This window comes from Lutibacter sp. Hel_I_33_5, assembly GCF_007827455.1.
Taxonomy (GTDB): domain Bacteria; phylum Bacteroidota; class Bacteroidia; order Flavobacteriales; family Flavobacteriaceae; genus Polaribacter.
Map to the genome: position 1 here is coordinate 2420609 of NZ_VISM01000001.1, position 16334 is coordinate 2436942.

Sequence of the window (16334 nt, forward strand, 5' to 3'; positions counted from 1 at the left end):
TTTTTTTTATGTTTTTTTTCAATCGGCGTAAACTATTGCTATTGAGTTTGTTGATTTTTAAGAGATTATGTTCAGATTTTAGTGTAACATTAATTATTATATGTCGTCTATACTATATAATCAATTAAATTAAACACCATGAAATCAACAGCACACCCACGAGTCATTGAAAGAGGAATTTTAACATCTAATTACAAACAAGAGATTAGAAATAACCTTCGAGAAATAAATTCTACATCTTTGTTTGGTAAAAAACTACTCGTAAAAAACAACCAAGCACTTTGTACCCCTGCAGGCACAATTTTAAGAACTTCTTTATTCTTTATTGCTTTGGTATTTATTGTTTTTTAAAGCTTTATACTAAAACTTTTTCAATCCTTTTTATCGCTTCTCTTAATTGAAGTTCTGATGCTGCATAGGATAATCTAATACAGTTTGGTGCACCAAAAGCGTCACCAGTAACCGTTGCAACATTTGCTTCTTCTAAGATAAGCATAGAAAAATCGGTCGCATTATTAATTTGCTTACCAGAAATAGTTTTGCCAAAAAAGCTAGAAACATCAGGAAAAACATAAAAAGCACCTTCAGGTACATTTAGTTTTAAACCATCAATTTTACCTAGTAGATCTAATACTAAATCTCTACGAGATTTAAATTCTTCTACCATATAAGATACTTTTGTAGGCGATGCTAAAACAGCTGTAATTGCTGCTCGTTGAGCAATACAGTTAGTTCCGGAAGTAATTTGTCCTTGCATTTTAGTACATGCTTTAGCAATCCATTGTGGAGCACCAATAAAACCGATTCTCCAACCTGTCATTGCATAAGCTTTTGCTAATCCGTTTACGGTAATTGTTCTATCAAACATAGATTCGATCGCTCCAAAACTAAAAGGTGTTACTCCATAGTTTATGTGCTCATAAATTTCATCAGATAAAATATAAATCTGCGGATGCTTTTCTAAAACAGCAGCTAAAGCTCTATATTCTGATTCGCTATAAATACTCCCACTTGGATTGTTAGGAGAATTAAAGAAAATCATTTTTGTTTTTGGTGTAATTGCTGCTTCTAATTGAGCTGGTGTAATTTTAAAATCATCATCAATAGAAGAAGGGATTTCAACATATTTTGCTTCACACAACGTTGCAATTGCAGAATAACTTACCCAATATGGAGCAGGTAAAATAACTTCGTCACCAGGGTTTAATAAAACCTGTGCTATGTTTGCAATAGATTGTTTTGCTCCCGTTGAAACGACTATTTGATTTGGTGCATAATTTAAGTTGTTATCTCGCTTAAATTTCTCGCAAATAGCTTCTTTTAACTCACCATAACCATCAACTGGTGTATAGGAGTTGTAATCTTGATTAATAGCTTCAATTGCAGCATTTTTAATAAAATCAGGCGTATTAAAATCTGGTTCTCCCAAACTTAAACTGATAATATCTTTTCCTTCTGCTTTTAATTCTCTTGCTTTAGCAGCCATTGCTAAAGTTTGCGATACAGGTAAACTGTTAATTCTGTCCGATAATGGATGTGACATTTTTAATAAAGTTATAGTGTGTTGTTTATTTATGCTAATTCAGGATTTTTACCTAAAACCCCTAAATGTTTAAAATGTTCAATTACTGCTCTAGTCATTGTCTTATACTCATTATAAGGCAAATTAAATTCTTTTGTTGTTTCTCGCACAATTTTAGATAATTTGTCGTAATGTACATGAGAAATATGTGGAAAAATATGATGTTCAACTTGATGATTTAATCCACCCGTATAGAAATTTACTAGCCAATTACTAGGAGCAAAGTTCGATGTTGTATATAATTGATGGACAGCCCAAGTGTGTTCTAAATTTCCATCTTTATCAGGTATTGGCATTTCTGTATTAGGTACAATATGTGCTAGTTGAAAAACTAGACTTAAAATCATACCGGCAGTATAATGCATTACAAAGAATCCTATTAAAATCTTCCACCAAGCAATATTCAAAACTAATAAAGGTAAAACGATCCAAAGTGAATAATATACAATTTTAGAGACGATTAACTTTGTCCATTCAGTAGCAGGGTTTGGAAATTTACCATACGATAGTTTTCTTTTTAAATAACTATGCATTTGTTTAATATCGGTAGTAATTGCCCAATTAATGGTTAATAATCCATATAAAAAAATAGAATAATATTTCTGAACCTTATGAATTTTTAACCATTTAGAATGTTTAGAAAAACGAATGATTCTTCCCGCATCTATATCTTCATCATGATCTTTAACATTGGTAAATGTATGATGTAAAACATTGTGCTGTACTTTCCAGTTATAAACATTTCCTGCAAGAATATAAATACTACTCCCCATTAATTTGTTTACCCATTTTCTGCTAGAAAAGGATTCATGATTACTATCGTGCATCACATTCATTCCAACTCCAGCCATTCCAATACCGGTAATTACCATTAATAAAGCCATTACCCACTGAGGCATTGATATTGTTAAAATTAAAATAAAAGGAATTAAAAATAACGAAAACATTAGAACTGCTTTGGTGTATAACTTCCAGTTACCAGTACGTTTTAAGTTATTTTCTTTAAAATAGGTATTCACTCTTTTATTAAGTGTTCTAAAAAATTTAGCGTTATCTATTCTAGAAAAGTTAATAGTTTTCATACTGTTAGTTTGTTTAACAAAAGTAAACGTTTTTTGTGGACAAATGTTGTCTGATATACCCTTTTTAACGAATAAGATAACTTTCGTTTAAAAAATAACAGATATCAATTAGTTTTCTATTTTTGCAGAGTAAAATTTATCCATGGAAATTATCCTTAAATATTTTAAAAACCTAAGTGAAACTCAGTTAGAACAGTTTGCAAAATTGCAAGAATTGTATCAAGATTGGAACCTGAAAATTAATGTGGTTTCTAGAAAAGATATCGACGAATTATATTTACGACATGTGTTGCATTCTCTTGGAATAGCAAAAGTGATGCAATTTAAACCAGGTGCAAAAGTGATGGATGTTGGTACAGGTGGCGGTTTTCCTGGGATTCCGTTAGCTATTTTATTTCCTGAAACACAGTTTCATTTGGTAGATTCTATAGGGAAAAAGATAAAAGTGGTGAACGAAGTTTCTGCTGGTTTAGGTTTAGAAAATGTAAAAACAACCCATGGAAGAGTTGAAGAGGTAAAAGACACCTACGACTTTATTGTGAGTAGAGCAGTTGCACAAATGGAAACTTTTGTACGTTGGAATAAAGGTAAAATTGCTAAAAAGCAAAACCACGATTTAAAAAACGGAATTCTTTATTTAAAAGGTGGCGATTTAACTGAAGAGTTAAAATTATACACTTCTGCTACTGTTTATAATTTGCCTGATTATTTTGAAGAAGACTTTTTTGAGACAAAAAAAGTGGTGCATTTAGGGATGAAGTTTAAAGGGTAAATTGTTTTTGTTTTATAATTAATCTTGTTAGATAATAATAAAACCTAGTAAGGCCTTGCTTGTTTAATGTATAAGTATCTATTTTCAATTGTAGAATCAACTTTAAATTCTATATCCAACCCAAAATCAATGTAATCACAATTACAATTATATACTCTACTGTAGAAGTAAGTATTAATTATTGTTAGATAATCCCCTAATTTATATAATTCTTCATCCGACATAACATGATTTGATGTATCTGTTATAACATTAGAAAAAGTATTGTATTCTAAAGTATATTTATTATTGTTTGATGAAAAAGTATATATAATAACTTGATCTGGTATGATTCCTGGATCTGCGTCAACAACACTAATTTCTTTAAATTGAACATTTACAACAAAGGCATGGTTTCTGTTAAAAATATTTCTTGTGATAACAACACCGTTTGCGTCTTCATCTGGAAAAGAGCGATGAACTAGAATTCCCATAGCAGTAGATAAGTGATTTATTTTAAAATAATCTCTTTCTTCAAAGGCACGAAAATTCCATAAACTTGCCCAAACCTTTTTTATTGCTCTGGTTGGTGTTTTCCTATCATGATTTAATTTTCCGGAAGAAGAACTGTAAAGCCCAGCTCCATTAAACCCTTCTAAGTCTTCTGCGTTGGTTGAAGATCGAAAACGATATGAAGTAAACCTGCTGTCTGAGGTCATTTTATTTAATACATTACTTAATAGTTTTTGATTTAGAGGAGAATTCTTAATACTATCACGAATTTTATCCAACATTGATTTTCTAAATTCGGTATTAGTTTTGAATTCAGATTGGTTTAAAATAGTATCAATATAAGTATCTATGCCATTTTCTTTAAGGTGTTCTTCATAGTAATAAAATGGAATCGCAAAATAATTTTCTGGTACAGGTGCTGTTTTGCCTTCCCTTTTAAAAGCTTTAAGGATTTCTGCAAAGTTTGCAGCTTTTCCTCCAATTTTATTTACATCTTTTATTGAAACATTTTCTAAATCAATAATCCCATAATTTTGGGTGTCTTTATCTAGTGTAATTATATTTTTTGGTTCATTTTTATTCCAAAAAGCGGTAGCTTCTTCAATAGTAGCTTTTCTAATTTGGAAAGAATCTGTATCTACTTTTAAATATACTAATTTTCCATTTAAATCATTTAAAGTCTTATCTTTATAACCATCCCTTAAAGTCATGTTTGGTGTACCTCTGTTATAACTTAAAACATTAATATGACTTAGATGAGTTTGAAATTCAGTAGTAATAATTCCAGAAATAACGGGAATGTCAATAGGGATTCCATTTGTTAATACAATATTATGTTTTTGAAGATTTACAGATGAAATATCTTTTACGTCAATTTTTTTCAAATAACCATAGCCCTCGGCAATATTAAGTGCTTGATAATTTTGTCCTTCAAATAATTCATTAGCGCCAATTATTGGTATTTCTTTACAATTCTCCCATGAAGTATTTGTGGTATAAAAATACAGATTGTCTTTTAAATAAGAGCTTTCTGAAATTTTATTATATATTCTGTATACGTCCTCACAATTAGCACCATCAGAAGAGAAAAATTCAAAAGTATAAATATTTAAATTTTTAAAATAATTGATAGTTATTGGGAATAAATAACGATTGGAATTATTAGAGTATTGTTCCTTAATATATTGATCATGAGAATGTTTGTATTCTAGTTGTTCTTTAGAAAAAGTATAATGTAATTTGTATTTTTTTGAATTCATGTAATACATTATATTTTTTCTACTATCGAATATTGCTTTTAAAGATTCTACTCCGCTTAAATGGGTTTTTGAAGGTTGATCTGCAACCATTACAAAAGCATTTTCATCAATTAACTCTTCAAAATAATATAAATTTTCATATTTTTTTCTCAAGAGTTTTATTCCTCTTTTATTATAAAAACGATCATCTGACAAAGAAAGTTTTCTTTTGAAATAGTTTTCTTTTGTGAAAATAATGGAGTCAGATTTTTGAATGTAATTTCTACTATTGCTTTTTAGTTTAGAGATATGGTTTTTATCAGGGGATAGAAAAAGGCGATAAATATAATTCCCTTTTGGAGAAAAAATTTTTATAAAATAGCTCCCTGTTTTTAGATTATTCAAAGAAATGTTATCCCTTTCTGAGGCATTATTTTTTTGATAAAGAGTTTTCCCTAAAGAATCATATATGTATATGTTAAATGTTGTATTAAAAAAACTATGAAGTGTGTTTCCGTCCGTAAATAAATAACCTTTAAATTCCTGGTTTTTTTCGTTGGAATCTACTTTTAAATAAAAGTACCCGTTAGAGTCACTTTTGTAAATTACATTTGAATTTTGAAATCTAACATTAACATTTTTTAATGGAATATCAGAAACTACATCACTAATTACTGAATGTATCGGTATTTGTGCATTCGTTTTTTGAAAATAAAAAAATATACATATAATAAAAAAATAAACAGTGATTTTAAGTTTGTCACTCATAACTTTTTATTTTACTAATTCAAATTTTGAAATATTATTTCCGCTTCCATGAATGAAAACAATATAATCTTCTCTAAAAAAATACTCATGAATAAATATTTCTTTTATTACATCTGGTTGAGATTGGCAAGTATATTTTAAATTAATTTTTTTCGATTCAATAAGATAATTTCCTCCAATTTCTATACAGTTAAGAATATTAATATTTGAAGTGAAAGTACTATCTAATAAAAATTCATATTTATCACTATTACTCAAATTAATTGGCTTCCAAAATGAAGGACGTTCTCCACCACCATCTACCCAATTATAAGTTTCTTCCCATTTACCAATTAATGAGCCTTCATTTATAAGTTTACCTGAATCCGAACCTTCTCGATATGCTTCTGGGTCATAATTGTCATCATTAAAAAGACTACTACAAGAAGTTGTTAGTACTAATAATAAACAATACGCAATTTTAGATTTCATAAGATTTTTTTATTAAATATAATGAAAAATAATTAATAGTTTGATGGTAGCTAAAGTTGTTGTAATAAAAAAGGAACTACATTGCTGTAATTCCTTTTTTTGTCATTCCTGCGAAGGCAGGAATCTCAGTAAGAATATAATGTCAAATTCCTGCCTTCGCAGGAATGACAGTTAGATAACCTCTACAAATAAGCCATCATCAGTTTTAGAAACTTTTGCAAGCTTATTTTTAGTTAATCCTTTTATGGTTTTGTCCCATTTTTTATTAGACAGACCAGATTGAGTTTTTAATTCTGATAAATCAATTTTTTCTACTTTAGAAATAATTTCTAATAACGCTTTTTCTTCATCGTTTAATTCAACAGAAAGTGCTTTCTTCTCAGGTCGCATTTGCGGAAAGAATAATACTTCTTGTATCGATTGATTATTTGTTAAAAACATAATTAATCTATCCATTCCAATTCCCATACCAGAAGTAGGAGGCATACCATATTCTAAAGCACGTAAAAAATCTTCATCAATAAATTCGGTAGCTTCATCATCACCTTTTTTAGCTAATTTAAGTTGATGCTCAAATCGCTCACGTTGATCAATTGGATCATTTAATTCCGAATATGCATTTGCAATTTCTTTCCCACAAACCATTAATTCAAAACGCTCAGTTAACTCAGGATTGTCTCTATGTTCTTTACAAAGCGGAGACATTTCTTTAGGATAATCTGTAATAAATGTTGGCTGAATGTAATTTCCTTCACATTTTTCACCAAAAATTTCATCAATCAATTTTCCTTTCCCCATGGTATCATCCACAGGAATATTCATGCCTTTTGCAGCAGCTCTAATTTCATCTTCTGTTTTACCAGTAATATCAAAACCAGTAAAATGTTTTATAGAATCTGCCATCGTTACTCTTGCATATGGCGCCTTAAAATCAATTTTATGCTCACCAAAAGTAGCTTCCGAAGTTCCATTTACTGCAATTGCACAATGCTCTAAAAGTTGCTCAGCAAAATCCATCATCCAGTTATAATCTTTGTACGAAACATAGATCTCCATTGCTGTAAATTCTGGATTGTGCGTTCTGTCCATTCCTTCATTTCTGAAGTTTTTAGAAAACTCATACACACCATCAAAACCACCAACAATTAATCTTTTAAGATATAATTCGTTAGCAATTCTCATGTATAATGGAATGTCTAAAGAATTATGATGTGTAATAAATGGTCTTGCTGCAGCTCCTCCAGGAATCGGTTGTAAAACAGGTGTTTCAACTTCAAAATAACCAGCGTCATTAAAAAATGAACGCATGGCATTAAATAATTTTGTTCTTTTTATAAAGACTTCTTTTACATGCGGATTTACCACTAAATCTGCATAACGTTGTCTGTAACGCAACTCAGGATCTGTAAAAGCATCATAAATAACCCCATCTTTTTCCTTTGGTAAAGGCAATGGTTTTAAAGCCTTACTTAATAAGGTGAAATCTTTAACTCTAACCGTTTTTTCGCCAACCTTGGTTGTAAATAATTCCCCTTCAATTCCTATAAAATCACCTAAATCTAGTAATTTTTTAAAAACATCATTGTATTTAGATTTGTCTTCTCCAGTACAAATTTCATCCCTATTAAAATACACTTGTATTTTACCTTCACCGTCTTGTAACTGTGCAAAAGAAGCTTTTCCTTGTACATTTATAGCCATTAGTCTTCCAGCAATTATTACCTGTTTATTTTCAGCAAAATCCTGTTTAATTTTTACAGAATTTGAATTGATTGGATACAAATCTGCTGGATACGGATTAATGCCTAATGCACGTAATTTTGTGAGTTTTTCTCTACGTACAATTTCTTGTTCTGATAATTGCATTTGGAATTTTTATAATGATTTTTAAGCTCCAAAGATACAAACCCTTAAAGAATTAGACAATGAAGTTTAGGTAGTTATTCTACTAAAAATTTGTTGGTCTACGAAATCGTTGTATATTTGCAGTCACTTGCTATTTATATAGCAATTTAGTTGTGTTGTTTGGCACTTTAGTAAAAGTGTCTTGGTTTTGTTAACCAATGGAAAGCTTCCCTGAGATGGGACGCTTTTTTTTTGCTCTGAATTTATTTCTGGAACTTATTTTATTTTTTTTGAAGCTATTTCCTGCTTTTGCAGTCGCTCTTTTCAAGGAGCTCCAACAATGCTGCAATCAGGGCTAAACAGCTTAGGGTGTTAATAGATAGACTAAAAAGGGTTTCCATTTTTTATTAAAAGAACTGTCCTTTGTATTCCCAGAAGGTAATCATGAATAAAACAAAATAGATTGCTGCTACAGAAAATTTTATAGTCGCAGAAGCTAAAAATCCTAGAAATGCTCCGAAAGAAGCTTTTATAGCGCGGTTTGTGTCTTTTCCATCATATAGTAATTCACCAATTAAAGCACCACCAAAAGCACCGATTAACATTCCGAATGGAATAGGAGAGAACAATCCAACAAGTAACCCTATTGTAGTTCCATAGACACCATATTTACTGCCTCCAAATCTTTTTGTGCCTATTGCTGGAATAAAGTAATCTAGTATCCAAATTAAAATAGCAATCCCTAAAGTTACTCCTAAAAACGTCCAATCTTTCGGAACAATTTTTGTAAAATGTAATAGTAATAAACCAAACCAACTTGTTAAGGGTCCAGGTAAAACAGGTAAAAATGAACCTATAATTCCGAGAATTACAAGCACAAAACCTAGTAGTAATAAAAATATATCCATATTTATTTAATGTTCAATTATAAGAAGAAACCTAACAATAACTTCATTTATTCTAATTATAAGACGAAGATAAAGGAGTATTGTTACAAAAAATCAACTAAAAAATTAGTTTAAACTAAAAATTTAGTTACATTTGTGTTGTTGAACTAAAAAGTTAGTTAAAAAAATGAGCAAACAATTAACAAAAGCAGAAGAGCAAATAATGCAGGTTCTATGGGATTTAAAAGAAGCTTCGGTTAAGGAAGTTATTGAAAAGTTACCAGAGCCAAAACCTGCTTACAATACGGTTTCTACGATTATCAGAATTTTAGAAACAAAAGAATTTGTAGACCATAAACCATTAGGGAGAGGGTTTATTTATTATCCAATAATAGAAAAAGAAACCTATAGCAATCAGAGTTTACATAAACTAATGAATGGCTATTTCGAAGGTTCTTTTAAAAGTATGGTGTCCTTTTTTGTAAAAGAAAACAAAATGGATATTTCTGAATTGGAGTCTATTTTAAAAGAAGTGAATAAGAAAAAGTAATGTCAGTTTGACTGAATTTTTAAGAATTAAAAATTAGTAACGAGAACAAATAACTTCTCGATAAAATTTCTTTTCGATTTGTATCTCAAGAAATCACGCTAAGTGACAGTTTAAAAAAAATAAAAATTATGATCAACTATATTATTCAAGTTATTCTATTCCAAATATTGTTTTTGGCTATTTATGATTTAATTCTAAGTAGAGAGACATTTTTTAATAAAAATAGAGTGTATTTATTAATTACTCCTGTATTATCTTTTTTAGTACCATTCATAAAAATACCAACCTTTCAAAAAGTTGTTCCAAAAGAGTTTATTATTTACTTACCAGAAATAATGTTATCTCCAGAAAAAGTAATTCAACAAACAAATTGGTATCAAAATATTAACTTTTTGAATGTATTGTTCTGGCTAGGTGTATTCTTGTTTTTAGTAGTGTTTATTGTAAAAATAGTTAAAATTAGTAGATTAATTTTAAAGAATAAAACCATAAAACAAGCAACTTATAAATTAGTGTTGCTACCAAAAAAGACGAAGGCTTTTTCTTTTTTCAATTACATTTTTTTAGGGCAAGATATTTCAGAAAATCAGCGAGAAAAAATTATTCAGCATGAGCTTGTTCATAGCAAACAAAAACATTCTTTAGATTTATTCTTCTTCGAGATATTAAAGATTTTTATGTGGTTTAATCCTATGATTTATTTCTATCAAAAAAGAATCACTCTATTACACGAATATATTTCTGATGCTGTTATGACAAAATCAGATAAGAAAGAAAATTACATTAATAACCTACTATCCAACTTTTTTCAGGTTGAAAACATTTCGTTTGTCAATCAATTTTATAAACAATCATTAATTAAAAAAAGAATTATTATGATGAAAAAAACACAATCCAAAAAAATGAATCAATTAAAATATTTAGTGTTGATTCCAGTATTACTTAGTATGCTTTTTTATACTTCATGCTCGGAAATTAAAGCTCAAGAGAAATTTAATTCTAAAAAAGAAGTTTCTAGCGATAAGACAGAGGTCGAAGAGTTAAAATTTAATAAGATAGATAAACCACCAGTTTATCCAGGCTGTAAAGAAGGGGATAAACTATGCTTTTCAAGAAGCGTTCAAAAGTATTTTATAAGTAATTTTGATAATTCTTTGATTAAAAAATTGGGATTATCTAAAGGTGAAAAAAGATTAGCGATTCAATTTACAGTTGATAAATATGGAAAAACTACTAATATCAATGTTAAAGCTCCTCATCCTGAATTAAAGTTAGAAGTAAGTAGAGTAATTGGTTTATTACCAAAAATGATTCCTGGTGAACACAAAGGCAAGAAAGTGGCTGTAAAATATTCTATTCCATTTGTGATAATGGTAGAATAAATTAATTAACTAGTGTAAAAAATTTGAAAACTCAATACTTAGTATTGAGTTTTTCTTTGTGTATTTGTAAAATTCTTCATTACCTATGTGAAATCTTAGGTATTTTCTATATTTGCTATCAAATTTTATTTTTCTGTCTATGCAAAAGGTTTATATTTCTATTTGTTTCTGTCTTATTTCTACAATTGTTTTTTCGCAAGATAAAGTCGCCCTTGCAAATGCTTATGTTAAAAAAGTAACTCAGAGTTTAAAAGCAACAGATACTGTAAAAGCGATAAGATATTTAGATAAAGCACTTATTAATTTTGGCGATAACAAATCTTCTAAAGCATTAAAGATAGCAACTGAAATATACGCAGCAAAAAAAGAATATAACAAAGCAAAGGAATATGCTGATTTGTATTTTAAAACATCCAAAGATCAAAAACTAAATGAGTATCAAGAAATGTTGCTTTTATATATTGATATTGAAGATGCGTTGATCGAAACACCAGTAGAAATTAAGAAAATTAAAGAAAAACCTCTTGTTGAAGTTAAAAAAGTAGAGGTAGCCAAAGTTGTTGTTGGAAAAACTATTGAAGATACATACCGTCTTTCAAAAGAAAATTTCGAAAAGAAATCATATAAACTATCAAAAGAAAACCTAACTAAATACTTTTCTTTAAATCCAAATAAGACATCAAAAGAATACGAAGAAATGTTGGAGTTGTTTGTAGATATTGATGAAAAAATAGAAGAATCTAAGGCTAAAGAAACTAGTTCAGTAATACCTCCACCACCAACTCCTGAAGTAATTGAGATTGTTGAAGATAAAAATGAAATTGAAGAAACTGTTCCATTTACGGTAATTGAAGAAGTACCTGTTTTTCCAGGATGTAAAGGAGAAAATATCGAATTAAAGAAATGCTTTAGTAGTAGTGTACAGAAACATTTCGTTAGAAAATTCAATGCAGATCTTCCGAATCAATTAGGTTTAACTCCAGGAAGAAAAAGGGTGAGTATTTTTTTTGTAATTAATAAAGACGGAATTATAGATAATTTAAATGTACGAGCTCCACATCCAAAAATTAAAGAAGAAGTGATTAATGTTATGAACACTTTACCAAAAATGAAACCTGGTATACAAAGAGGTAAAGCTATTGGTGTAAAATATTCTATTCCTTTTACAATGATTGTTGAAGGGAATTCTGATAAAGAAGAAAATTAAATCAATATAATTTGTAAATTCACACAATGAAATTTATACGTTTTTTGTGTGTTTATTTTTTACTGATTTTCACGATTATTTCCTGTGACTTATTCTACCCTAAGAAAAGTCAAAATAATTCAATTAATACGGTCGTAGATTTCTCAACAATAGATGTGTATCCATCCTTTAAAAATTGCGATTCTATAATTGATAAAACTAAAAAAACAACGTGTTTTAGGAATACAATTCACAATAAAATATCAGAACAATTTAAAAACCATTCTTTAACTATAAAAGATACAATTGATGAAGTTGTTTATGTTGATGTTTTAATTAATTCTAAAGGGAATATTAGCTTAAAAAAAATTACTTCTACAGAGAAATTAAAAGAGCAATTACCAAAATTAGATAGTATTATAAAAGTAAGTGTTACCAATTTACCTGTTATTTTTCCAGCGTTAAAAAGAGGGATTCCTGTTTCTACCGAATATCAATTACCGATTAAGGTTTTATTAAATGATTAAAATTAAAAACTAGTATATTTACAAAATTGATAAAATTTCAATATGAAAACTTCGATTGTAAATTGATCTATTTTCTATGAATAAATTTTTTAAAAAACTTTATGAATTAGGCAGATTAGAGGGGTTTGAGGTCAGAAATACTAGTTTTGTATTATTTTTAATTGGCCCAAGTTTATTTATTTATTCTCTTTTTATTGATAATTATGACAATGACAAAGTTAGAATTGAAGGTGCAAGAGAAGTTTTTTCTTTCTTATTCTTGATTATTAGTCTGCTTCCTTATTTTTATAAAAGAAATATAAAGAATTATTATGGTTGGTTGGTTTTTATTTCCATGCTACTCTTTTCTCATTATACAATAATTAATCTTCTTTTAAATGATTTTACAATCTACTTTATATTAGGGAGTTATGTTTTAATATTTTGTTCAATTCTGTTGTTTAATAATAGAGTATTTATTAATGTTTTCTTATTTACAGTACTAATACATTTAATTCTAAATTTATTTTCTTCTAATGTAGATAAAGAAACTTTTAGTGCGGTATTAAGCTCTATCTCGTTATTTTTTATTTTTTGCTTCATTATTTTAAACGGTTCTGCAACCGTTTAGAAATAGAATTTCTAGAGAAAATAAATCCTTAGAAATAAGAGTGCAAGAAAGAACCAAAGATTTAGAAGAAAAAAATAAAGATTTAGAAGATTTTGCTCATGTTGTCTCTCATGATTTAAAAAGACCTTTAAGAAATATAATGACACTTTCTCATTGGTTATTAGAAGATAATGTAGATAGTACTACTGAAAAAAATATAAAGTTGATAAATAAGCAAATCGAGCAAATGGATTCCTTAATAAATGGAGTTTTAAACTATTCTTTGCAAAATCAAGTTTCTAGCGATGAAATTAAAGTGGATTTAAATGCTTTGGTTAATACATTAATAGAACTAAATGTACATAAAAATTGTAGTATTAAAGTCAATAAAACATTGCCTACATTAAGTATTAATAAATCGCAAATAACTCAAGTTTTTGAAAACTTAATTAATAACGCAATCAAGTATAATGATAAAGATATTTGTGAAATAGAAATTGATTACACTAGAGATGAAAAACATTTCACTTTTTCAATAGAAGATAATGGTTGTGGAATTGAAAAAAAATATCATGAAAAGATATTCAAGTTATTTCAAAAACTAGAAGTTAATAAAGAAGTCGATTCTGTTGGAATTGGATTAGCATTGGTTAAAAAAATTATCACCAGAAATAATGGAGAAATTTATTTAAAGAGTAAAGTAGGTAAAGGAACAACTTTCTATTTTACACTACCAGCTTAATTAAGCATTTTCCAAAGTGTATCCTTTAACTCTTGCAAGCCAATTTGTGCAACAGAAGAGATAAATAATGTTTTAATTCCTTTAGGTAAATCTGCTTTAATTTCTGCTATTAATTCATCATCCAGCATATCTGTTTTAGAAATAGCTAATAATCTATCTTTGTCTAATAATTCTGGATTGTGTTGTTTAAGTTCGTTCAACAAAATTGCATATTCTTTGTTGATGTCATCACTATCAGCAGGAATTAAAAAGAGCAAGGTAGAATTTCGCTCTATATGACGTAAAAAACGATGTCCTAAACCTTTTCCTTCAGCAGCACCTTCAATAATTCCAGGAATATCTGCCATCACAAACGTCTGATGATTTCTATGTTCTACAATTCCTAAATTAGGTTTTAGAGTAGTAAATGCATAATCTGCAATTTTAGGTTTTGCAGCCGTAACCACCGATAATAATGTGGATTTTCCTGCATTAGGAAAACCTACCAATCCAACATCTGCTAATAACTTTAATTCTAAACGAAACCAGCCTTCAATACCATCCATTCCAGGTTGCGCATAACGAGGAGTTTGATTTGTAGAGGATTTAAAATGCCAGTTTCCTAATCCACCTTTTCCGCCTCGTAACAATACTATTTCTTGTTGATCTTCGGTTACTTCAAATAAAATTTCGTCAGTATCTGCATCTCTAACAATAGTTCCTAGTGGAACAGGAATGTAAATATCCTTTCCATCATGCCCAGTACTTCTACTTTTACTACCAGAACCACCATGATCTGCTCTAAAATGCTTTTTGAATTTTAAATGAAATAGTGTCCACATGTTTTTATCACCACGTAGAATTATATGTCCGCCACGACCTCCGTCACCACCATCTGGACCACCTTTGGTAATAAATTTCTCTCTGTGTAAGTGCATAGAACCTTGTCCGCCTTTACCAGAAGATGCATACACTTTTATGTAGTCAACAAAATTTCCTTCAGTCATTTTATTTGTGTAATTATATAATTGTTAAAATGTGTAATTGTTCAGTTTGTTGTTTAAACAATTCAACATATAAACAATTCAGCTTTTATAGAGTGTCAAATACTTTCGATAATCGTGTTGTAATATCTTCAATAGAACCAACACCGTTTATACCGTAATAATTTCCTTGCGCTTGATAAAAGTCTTTTAAAATAGCTGTTTTTGTATTGTATTCGTTAAAACGATTACGTATTTTGCTTTCATCAGTGTCATCTGTTCTTCCACTAGTTTTTCCACGTTCTAATAAACGTTCAACTAATAAATCTTCTGGTACTTCTAAAGCTACCATTCCGTTTATTTGTTCTCCTTTTTCAGATAAAAACTCATCCAAAGCAATTGCTTGAGATTCTGTTCTTGGAAATCCATCAAAGATAAAACCGTTTGCATCTGCGTTTTTTTCAACCTCTGCTTTTAACATATTTATGGTTACTTCATCTGGTACTAAATCACCTTCATCCATAAATTTCTTGGCTAATAAACCAAGTTCAGTTTCGTTTTTAATATTAAATCTAAAAACATCTCCTGTAGAAATATGTACTAAATTGTATTTGTCTTTTAGTAAATCTGCCTGTGTTCCTTTTCCTGCACCTGGAGGGCCAAATAATACAATATTTTTCATTTTTGGTTGTGTTGTTAATTGATATACTGATGGTAAATTTCTTCCTAATTCGTTATAATCTAAACCGTAACCTACAATAAATCTATCGTCAATATTTTTTCCGATATAATTTATTGGCAGCTCTTTTTTATACACATCGGGTTTAAAAAAGAGGGTTACAATTTTTAATGCTTTTAATTTTTTATCCTTAAAAATAGTGTAGATTTCTTGAAGTGTAACTCCAGTATCTATAACGTCTTCAAGAATAATTACGGTCCTATTGGTTAAATCTTCATTAATACCAATTAGGTTTTTTACTTTTTCGGTTGATGTGGTTCCACTGTATGATGCTAGCTTAACAAAAGATACTTCGCAATCTCCTTTGTAAGATCGTATAAAGTCTGCAGCAAAAACAAAACACCCATTTAAAATTCCAACAAAAACCGGAACTTCATTTGGGTATAAATCAGCTTTTACTTGTTTGGTTAATGACTGTATAATTCTATCTATTTCTTTTTCAGAAATAAAAGGTTTAAAATACAAATCATGTAACTTTATAATGCTCATTTATAGGTAAATATACTAATTGATATGAATT

Annotated in this window: 16 protein-coding genes; 7 read left to right on the forward strand and 9 right to left on the reverse strand. The window is 28.9% G+C overall.

Translation table 11 applies throughout. The features are described from left to right. Positions 1-138: 138 nt before the first annotated feature. Complete coding sequence (locus OD91_RS10665; protein ID WP_144896373.1) at positions 139-351, forward strand: hypothetical protein; 213 nt, start codon at positions 139-141, stop codon at positions 349-351. 4 nt (positions 352-355) lie between these two features. Here OD91_RS10665 and OD91_RS10670 read toward each other — a convergent pair whose 3' ends face one another. Together OD91_RS10670 and OD91_RS10675 are read right to left on the reverse strand one after the other, a co-directional pair. Beyond that, positions 356-1543, reverse strand: coding sequence for a pyridoxal phosphate-dependent aminotransferase (locus tag OD91_RS10670; RefSeq protein ID WP_186434437.1), 1188 nt, complete (start codon positions 1541-1543; stop codon positions 356-358). A 29-nt stretch (positions 1544-1572) separates the two neighbouring features. Next, the gene (locus tag OD91_RS10675) at positions 1573-2664 is read right to left on the reverse strand and encodes an acyl-CoA desaturase (RefSeq protein ID WP_144896374.1); all 1092 of its coding nucleotides are present in this window, start codon (positions 2662-2664) and stop codon (positions 1573-1575) included. Between the two features lie 142 nt (positions 2665-2806). On the opposite strand from OD91_RS10675, the gene rsmG reads away from it, so the two are divergent. Further along, positions 2807-3436 (forward strand): 16S rRNA (guanine(527)-N(7))-methyltransferase RsmG, encoded by a 630-nt coding sequence (rsmG, locus tag OD91_RS10680; RefSeq protein ID WP_144896375.1) that lies wholly within the window; start codon positions 2807-2809, stop codon positions 3434-3436. A 44-nt stretch (positions 3437-3480) separates the two neighbouring features. On the opposite strand, the gene OD91_RS10685 is transcribed toward rsmG, so the two are convergent. The 4 genes from OD91_RS10685 to OD91_RS10700 form a co-directional block, all read right to left on the reverse strand. Further along, entirely contained in the window at positions 3481-5934 is a 2454-nt protein-coding gene (locus OD91_RS10685) for a PEP/pyruvate-binding domain-containing protein (RefSeq protein ID WP_144896376.1), read from the reverse strand. Between the two features lie 6 nt (positions 5935-5940). Further along, the gene (locus OD91_RS10690; protein ID WP_144896377.1) at positions 5941-6405 is read right to left on the reverse strand and encodes a hypothetical protein; all 465 of its coding nucleotides are present in this window, start codon (positions 6403-6405) and stop codon (positions 5941-5943) included. 171 nt (positions 6406-6576) lie between these two features. After that, positions 6577-8271: a lysine--tRNA ligase gene (lysS, locus tag OD91_RS10695; protein WP_144896378.1), complete on the reverse strand. Its 1695-nt coding sequence runs from the start codon at positions 8269-8271 to the stop codon at positions 6577-6579. A gap of 386 nt (positions 8272-8657) precedes the next feature. Continuing rightward, on the reverse strand, positions 8658-9158 hold the full coding sequence (locus OD91_RS10700) for a DUF456 domain-containing protein (RefSeq protein WP_144896379.1): 501 nt from the start codon (positions 9156-9158) through the stop codon (positions 8658-8660). Positions 9159-9324: 166 nt separating this feature from the next. Here OD91_RS10700 and OD91_RS10705 point away from each other — a divergent pair, with 166 nt between their 5' ends. The 4 genes from OD91_RS10705 (at position 9325) to OD91_RS10720 (ending at position 12782) form a co-directional block, all read left to right on the forward strand. Beyond that, positions 9325-9687: a BlaI/MecI/CopY family transcriptional regulator gene (locus OD91_RS10705; protein ID WP_144896380.1), complete on the forward strand. Its 363-nt coding sequence runs from the start codon at positions 9325-9327 to the stop codon at positions 9685-9687. Between the two features lie 128 nt (positions 9688-9815). Next, complete coding sequence (locus tag OD91_RS10710) at positions 9816-11069, forward strand: M56 family metallopeptidase (protein ID WP_144896381.1); 1254 nt, start codon at positions 9816-9818, stop codon at positions 11067-11069. Between the two features lie 139 nt (positions 11070-11208). Then, complete coding sequence (locus tag OD91_RS13670) at positions 11209-12276, forward strand: energy transducer TonB (protein WP_255513239.1); 1068 nt, start codon at positions 11209-11211, stop codon at positions 12274-12276. Positions 12277-12302: 26 nt separating this feature from the next. Next, positions 12303-12782, forward strand: coding sequence for a hypothetical protein (locus OD91_RS10720; protein ID WP_144896382.1), 480 nt, complete (start codon positions 12303-12305; stop codon positions 12780-12782). 408 nt (positions 12783-13190) lie between these two features. Here the strand turns inward: OD91_RS10720 and OD91_RS13525 are convergent, their stop codons facing one another. Then, positions 13191-13364, reverse strand: a complete 174-nt coding sequence (locus OD91_RS13525) for a hypothetical protein (RefSeq protein WP_186434438.1) — start codon at positions 13362-13364, stop codon at positions 13191-13193. A 68-nt stretch (positions 13365-13432) separates the two neighbouring features. Here OD91_RS13525 and OD91_RS10730 point away from each other — a divergent pair, with 68 nt between their 5' ends. Further along, positions 13433-14113 (forward strand): ATP-binding protein, encoded by a 681-nt coding sequence (locus tag OD91_RS10730; RefSeq protein WP_144896384.1) that lies wholly within the window; start codon positions 13433-13435, stop codon positions 14111-14113. Here OD91_RS10730 and obgE read toward each other — a convergent pair. Together obgE and OD91_RS10740 are read right to left on the reverse strand one after the other, a co-directional pair. Then, positions 14110-15099, reverse strand: coding sequence for a GTPase ObgE (gene obgE / locus OD91_RS10735; protein ID WP_144896385.1), 990 nt, complete (start codon positions 15097-15099; stop codon positions 14110-14112). The genes OD91_RS10730 and obgE overlap by 4 nt on opposite strands. Before the next feature lie 85 nt (positions 15100-15184). Beyond that, complete coding sequence (locus OD91_RS10740; protein WP_144896386.1) at positions 15185-16303, reverse strand: adenylate kinase; 1119 nt, start codon at positions 16301-16303, stop codon at positions 15185-15187. Between the last annotated feature and the right edge of the window lie 31 nt (positions 16304-16334).

Excerpts from the sequence above, each read along its gene's own strand:
- OD91_RS10665 (WP_144896373.1), top strand. The coding sequence starts at position 139 with ATGAAATCAACAGCACACCCACGAGTCATTGAAAGAGGAATTTTAACA.
- OD91_RS10670 (WP_186434437.1), bottom strand. The coding sequence starts at position 1,543 with ATGTCACATCCATTATCGGACAGAATTAACAGTTTACCTGTATCGCAA.
- OD91_RS10675 (WP_144896374.1), bottom strand. The coding sequence starts at position 2,664 with ATGAAAACTATTAACTTTTCTAGAATAGATAACGCTAAATTTTTTAGA.
- rsmG (WP_144896375.1), top strand. The coding sequence starts at position 2,807 with ATGGAAATTATCCTTAAATATTTTAAAAACCTAAGTGAAACTCAGTTA.
- OD91_RS10685 (WP_144896376.1), bottom strand. The coding sequence starts at position 5,934 with ATGAGTGACAAACTTAAAATCACTGTTTATTTTTTTATTATATGTATA.
- OD91_RS10690 (WP_144896377.1), bottom strand. The coding sequence starts at position 6,405 with ATGAAATCTAAAATTGCGTATTGTTTATTATTAGTACTAACAACTTCT.
- lysS (WP_144896378.1), bottom strand. The coding sequence starts at position 8,271 with ATGCAATTATCAGAACAAGAAATTGTACGTAGAGAAAAACTCACAAAA.
- OD91_RS10700 (WP_144896379.1), bottom strand. The coding sequence starts at position 9,158 with ATGGATATATTTTTATTACTACTAGGTTTTGTGCTTGTAATTCTCGGA.
- OD91_RS10705 (WP_144896380.1), top strand. The coding sequence starts at position 9,325 with ATGAGCAAACAATTAACAAAAGCAGAAGAGCAAATAATGCAGGTTCTA.
- OD91_RS10710 (WP_144896381.1), top strand. The coding sequence starts at position 9,816 with ATGATCAACTATATTATTCAAGTTATTCTATTCCAAATATTGTTTTTG.
- OD91_RS13670 (WP_255513239.1), top strand. The coding sequence starts at position 11,209 with ATGCAAAAGGTTTATATTTCTATTTGTTTCTGTCTTATTTCTACAATT.
- OD91_RS10720 (WP_144896382.1), top strand. The coding sequence starts at position 12,303 with ATGAAATTTATACGTTTTTTGTGTGTTTATTTTTTACTGATTTTCACG.
- OD91_RS13525 (WP_186434438.1), bottom strand. The coding sequence starts at position 13,364 with ATGAAGCAAAAAATAAAAAATAACGAGATAGAGCTTAATACCGCACTA.
- obgE (WP_144896385.1), bottom strand. The coding sequence starts at position 15,099 with ATGACTGAAGGAAATTTTGTTGACTACATAAAAGTGTATGCATCTTCT.
- OD91_RS10740 (WP_144896386.1), bottom strand. The coding sequence starts at position 16,303 with ATGAGCATTATAAAGTTACATGATTTGTATTTTAAACCTTTTATTTCT.